Origin of the sequence: Salinibacter sp. (genome assembly GCF_042218895.1) — a bacterium.
Lineage (GTDB): Bacteria > Bacteroidota > Rhodothermia > Rhodothermales > Salinibacteraceae > Salinibacter.
Genome location: NZ_JBDGQQ010000054.1, coordinates 1 through 5,081 on the forward strand (window position 1 = coordinate 1; position 5,081 = coordinate 5,081).

Consider the following 5,081-nt stretch of genomic DNA (forward strand, 5'->3'; position numbering starts at 1 on the left):
TCGAGTCGGCCGACGTGATCCTGATGGGCGAGCGGCTCGGCGCGCTCGTCGACGCGTTCGAGATCGGCGCAAACTCCTACCGAAAGACGAAGCAGAATCTCGCGCTCGCTTTTCTCTTCAACGGCGTCGGCGTGCCGCTGGCCACGACCGGATGGGTAGACCCGGTCTGGGCGATGGCGGCCATGGCCGCGAGCGTGAGCGCCGTGCTGCTCAATTCGTTTGGCGGGCGCCTCGTGTCTCCCCGCGAGGAGGCCGAGGAGCCGACGCGCCTCACCTTCACCATCCCGAACATGCACTGCCAGCACTGCGCCCAGACGATCCGCGAGGCCCTTCGCGAGCGCGCCGATGGGGTTGACGTTGAGATCGACCTGGATGAACACCGGCTGAAAGTGGCCCTCCCCGACGGGGAGCTCACGCCGGAGGGCGTCCGCGAGACGCTCGTCGAGGCCGGCTACGAGCCCGAGTCCGAAGCTCTCCCCTCAGCGACTCGATAGCAATAGAAACGTATTTTTCGACTTGCATTGATGTTAAGAAAGAGCAAACACAGTGAGAGCCCCGAAACCCTGTACCATACTACAGGACATAGGAGGGGGTGCGTTCGACGGGACGATCTGACAAGCAACGTCTCCCTCCGCTCGCTCAATCATCAAACAACCCTCCCCAACACGCCATGACTCGCCTCTTGAAGTCGTTCTCCCTCGTAACTAGTGCGCTGCTGCTCGTCTCAGTCCTGGCCGCGCGGCCCGACAGCTGTCGGGCCCAGAAGAAGGCCGACCAGACGAGGATCAAAGAGCCTGACGTCGTCGCCACGGTCAACGGCCTGTCCTGCCCCTTCTGCGCGTACGGGCTGGAGAAGAAGCTCAAGGACCTCGACGGGGTCAAAAACGTGGCCGTCCTGCTCAAGAAGGGCAAGGTGCAGTTGAAGGTCGCCGAGGGCACCCAGCTCTCGAAGAAGCAGATCCAGAAGGCCACCAAGAACGCCGGCTTTACGGCGAAGAAGATCAAATTCCCGAACAAGTCAGTCCGGGCTCCCTCGTCCGGGTAGGTCCTCCCCCAGGGGTGATTTCGTCTGATCTGCGACACAACTGACCAACGATCGTCCAATGGAGCACGCTGAGCAGCAGGCCGACGCGCCCGACACCTGGCGGCAGAGCGCGGCCAATTTCCTGGCCCTCTTCACGAGCACGGGTACGCTTTTGTGCTGTGCCCCCCCGGCGGCCCTGTCGGCGGTGGCCGGCGGCTCGGCGGTGGTGTCCCTCGTCTCGGCGGTGCCGTGGCTCGTGCCCCTCTCGAAGGCCAAGGAGTGGATCTTCCTGGGGGCCGGGCTCATGCTCGCCCTGAGTGCGTTCCTCACCTTCCGGCCGAAGGGCAACGTCGCCTGCACGATTGCCGGGGGGGAGGGCTGCCGCGTGGCCAGTCGCTTCCAGAAGGGCATGTTCTGGATCTCGGCGGGCATCTACGGAATCGGGGCCTTTTTCGCTTACGGCCTCCTTCCGGTGATGAAGCTGGTCGGCGCGTAGCGTTCGCTCCTCTTCGTTTTCGTACTACGAACCCTTCTTCCGTCTCGTGACCCGGCGTGTCCCTTTCGATCTTCCCAATCTTCCGAGCGCGAGCGGCGCGATCGTGCTCGCCCTTCTGATGGCCGGCCCGCTCGTCCCCGGGCAGGCAGCCGCGCAGGGCCTTCTTCCCGGAGGTCCGCCGGCGGCTTCCCCCTCCGGCGACATTGCCCGACACGAACCGATCTTTGGCCGCGGGCCGCGCACCCTCTGGCAGGGAGGCTACGGCATCGGTGTAGGCATCGAGCGGGAGGCGGCGCACCGCGAGCAGCACTGGGCGCTCGACTACCACCTCTCATACGGGTTTACCGAGCGCTGGATGGGGCTTGTCGAACTCCATCAGGAATCCCTCGGGGAGGGTGCCGCCTTCGGCTCCTTCGGGAATCTCCGGGTCCGCACCAAGTACCGCTTCTACATGAACAACGTCCCCGGCGGGGTTTATCACGCGGCGGTGGTGGGCGGGGTCTCCCTCCCGAGCGGCACCGCCGAGCACAGTCCGGACGCCACCGATGTCGTCGGGGGGCTTTCTGGGGCCTACGAGGGACGCCGGTGGCTGCTGTTCGGAACGGCGCGGTACCGGCTGAACACACAGGGAGACACCGGCATCGAGCGGGGCGACGTGGTGCTCTACGACGTCGCCCTGGGTATCCGACCGGTCCTCACCGGCTACTACCAGCCCGACGTCGTGCTGATGGGGGAGCTCAACGGCGAGATCTTTCAGTCCAGCTCGCTGGCCGGTCACGGCCACGCCGAGGAGGACCACCACGGGCAGGTCGGTCCGGGCGGGCACCGCCTGCTGGCCGGGTTCGGGGCCTGGCTCACCTACCGCAACTGGGCGGTCAAGCCGGGCATCCAGGTTCCCCTCTACAACGGCCTCCAGGGGGGCAGGGAGCTGGACTACCACGGCATCCTGGAGGTTGAGATCCACTTTTAGGGACCGCTGGGACCGGGTCGGGGAGCAAATCCCCGATGTCGCTTCGCTACTCTCCTCCGGAATCCTCCTTCAGATTATGCTTGGGCCGACCTCTCGGCTGTCCACGTGGGTTCCATCGGTCCTGCTCCTCCTCGCGTGCGCGGCCCTTCCTGCGACCGCGCAGATCACGACGAACACGGCCCTGCCCGTCACGCAGGGCCACGGTGTATTTCGGCCCATGTCGAAGGTCATTCGGGCCACCGGCGACGGACCGATGAATCGTAAATTGACAGCCTACGGCGTTCCCCTGGTCGGCGCCTACGGCGTCACCGAGCGCTGGACTCTCTTCGGCGTTGTGCCGATTCTGGACAAGAATCTCGACGCAACGATCCCGAACGGACGACAGAAGGGACGGCGGATCGAGCGGGGACCGACGGGGCTCGGGGACGTGCGCCTTTTTGCCCGCTACACCGTCTGGACACGCAACCGGGCCGGGCAGACCCAGCGCTTTGCGCTGCTGTCCGGCGTGGAGACGCCCACCGGCGCCGACGAGGAAACCGATGAGCTGGGCCGCCTGCCCCCACCCCTCCAGTTGGGCTCCGGGTCGTGGGACCCGCTTGCCGGCCTCGTCTTCACCTGGCAGACGCTGCAGTGGCAGGTGGACGTGTCGCCGGTCTACCAGATCAACACGGAAGCGAACAACTTCGAGTTCGGCGACGAGGCCCGGATTGACGTGGCTTCGAAGTACCGCCTCTGGCCCCGGGAGCTGAAACGCGGCCTTCCCGGCTTTCTCTACGGCAACCTGGAGACGAACCTCATCTGGCAGGGCGAAAACGAGGTTCGCGGCCAGGACGTCGCGTCCGGAGGAACGACCTGGTTCGTGGCCCCGGGCCTCCAGTACGTCACGAAGCATTTCGTCATCGAAGGAGCCGTGCAGCTCCCCCTCGTGCAGGAGCTCGGCGGCACGGCGCTGGAGCGCGAGTTCATTACCACCGTCAGTCTCCGCATCAACATCTAACCCCCCGCCATGACGTCTTCATTTCGAGCACTGATTCTCCTTGCAGTCGTCGCCCTGCTGGGAGCCGGCTGCCAGCCGTCTGCCCCCGAGGCCCCGTCCTACCAGTTCGTCCAGGCCTGGGGGACGCAGGGCGACGCCCCCGGCGAGTTTTTCCATCCGGTCGGCATCACGATCGCCAGGGGTCGGGTCTACGTCAGCGACACGGGCAACAACCGGATCCAGGTGTTCGACACGACGGGCACGGTTCTCCGGAGCTTCGACGCCTCGAATATCCTGTCGGGGCCGATGCAGCGGCCCATGCACCTCGAAGCCACTGCTCACGAAAAGAGTCCAGTCACGCACCTCGTGGTTCCCGAGTACGGCCACGACCACCTTCACCTGTTCGGGCGGAAGGGGGGCAGCCAGAGCACGATCGGGAGCACCGGATCGGGCTCCGGGCAGTTTGACGCCCCGGCCGGCGTGGCCATAGGCACGGCGGGCCAGGTCTACGTGGCCGACTTCTACAACCATCGGGTCCAGCTCCTCCAACCCGGCACAGGACAGGTTCGCCAGTGGGGGACCTCTGACACGTCCGGGTCCGCTCCGGGACAGTTCACGTATCCTACCGACGTGACGCTGCTGCCGGACGGCTCGCTGGTGGTGGCCGACGCGTACAACCACCGCATCCAGCGCTTCGGTCCCGAGGGCAACCATCAGTGGACCGTTCCGCCGAACACCACCCAGCCGGGATCCACGAAGACGCGGTTCAACGTGGCCACGGCGGTCGAGACGGGCCCCCAGGGACGGATTTTCGTGGCTGACTACTATAACCACCGAATCAAGATTTTCTCGGCAGAGGGCAAGCGGCTGGCCATGTTTGGGGAGCAGGGCAGCGGAGAGGGGCAGTTTGTCCGGCCCATCGACGTGGCCTTCGACGCGAGCGGCACGCTCTACGTCGTCGACTTCGGCAACAATCGGATCCAGGTGTTCGCCCCCGAATCGTGATCGGCGCATCTTCATCCCGAAACGGCACATACGGACCGTGTTCGGACTTCCCTCTCCATTCTACCTCCGCGTGGGACTCTGGGCCGTGTTGCTCCACGGCGTCTGGGAGTACGCGCAGGTGATTCCGCTCTACCGCTGCTGGGAGCGCTGGACGAGGTGGCAGCGGGTCTGGGTCCTGCCCGCCGCCACGCTCGGCGACGCCGTCGCGACCGGGATTCTCACCGCCGCAGCGGCCGGAGTCCTCGGGCCAGGGCACGTGCAGCCGCTGAGCGTTGGCGGGGCAACCTTGCTGCTGGCACTCGGCCTCGGGGCGGGCATTGCGTTCGAGACGGGCGCGCGACAGCTCGACCTCTGGCGCTACAGGGACGCCATGCCGACACTCCGGATCGCCGGGCATCCCGTGGGCCTCGCCCCCGTTTTACAAATGACGATCTTGCCCGTCCTCGCCGTCGGCATCGCCGCCTGACCGACGCCCGGAGTGTCCCCAGTTGCCCTCCCCCCCTTCCCTCTTCCCCCTTCCCTCTTCCCTCTTCCCACGTACCCATTCCCCCAAGACCATGGACGGCATGACCCGCGGTGAGATCGCCGACAAGGCCGACGTCAATCCCGA

At 66.0% G+C, this 5,081-nt stretch carries 7 protein-coding genes; all 7 read left to right on the forward strand.

The features are described 5' to 3' along the window. On the forward strand, positions 1–494 hold a 494-nt coding region (locus ABEL04_RS05705), incomplete at its 5' end, for a cation transporter (protein WP_375801422.1). 176 nt (positions 495–670) lie between these two features. Further along, positions 671–1,045, forward strand: coding sequence for a heavy-metal-associated domain-containing protein (locus tag ABEL04_RS05710; RefSeq protein ID WP_375801423.1), 375 nt, complete (start codon positions 671–673; stop codon positions 1,043–1,045). Positions 1,046–1,103: 58 nt separating this feature from the next. Then, positions 1,104–1,520, forward strand: a complete 417-nt coding sequence (locus ABEL04_RS05715) for a hypothetical protein (protein ID WP_375801424.1) — start codon at positions 1,104–1,106, stop codon at positions 1,518–1,520. A gap of 46 nt (positions 1,521–1,566) precedes the next feature. Beyond that, entirely contained in the window at positions 1,567–2,490 is a 924-nt protein-coding gene (locus tag ABEL04_RS05720; protein WP_375801425.1) for a hypothetical protein, read from the forward strand. Between the two features lie 76 nt (positions 2,491–2,566). After that, positions 2,567–3,487, forward strand: a complete 921-nt coding sequence (locus ABEL04_RS05725; protein ID WP_375801426.1) for a transporter — start codon at positions 2,567–2,569, stop codon at positions 3,485–3,487. Between the two features lie 9 nt (positions 3,488–3,496). After that, the gene (locus tag ABEL04_RS05730) at positions 3,497–4,471 is read left to right on the forward strand and encodes a 6-bladed beta-propeller (protein ID WP_375801427.1); all 975 of its coding nucleotides are present in this window, start codon (positions 3,497–3,499) and stop codon (positions 4,469–4,471) included. 37 nt (positions 4,472–4,508) lie between these two features. Continuing rightward, positions 4,509–4,937: a hypothetical protein gene (locus ABEL04_RS05735; RefSeq protein WP_375801428.1), complete on the forward strand. Its 429-nt coding sequence runs from the start codon at positions 4,509–4,511 to the stop codon at positions 4,935–4,937. Positions 4,938–5,081 lie beyond the last annotated feature (144 nt).

Bases quoted from the DNA above. Each gene is read 5' to 3' on its own strand.
- ABEL04_RS05730 (WP_375801427.1), top strand. From the start codon at position 3,497: ATGACGTCTTCATTTCGAGCACTGATTCTCCTTGCAGTCGTCGCCCTG.
- ABEL04_RS05725 (WP_375801426.1), top strand. From the start codon at position 2,567: ATGCTTGGGCCGACCTCTCGGCTGTCCACGTGGGTTCCATCGGTCCTG.
- ABEL04_RS05710 (WP_375801423.1), top strand. From the start codon at position 671: ATGACTCGCCTCTTGAAGTCGTTCTCCCTCGTAACTAGTGCGCTGCTG.
- ABEL04_RS05715 (WP_375801424.1), top strand. From the start codon at position 1,104: ATGGAGCACGCTGAGCAGCAGGCCGACGCGCCCGACACCTGGCGGCAG.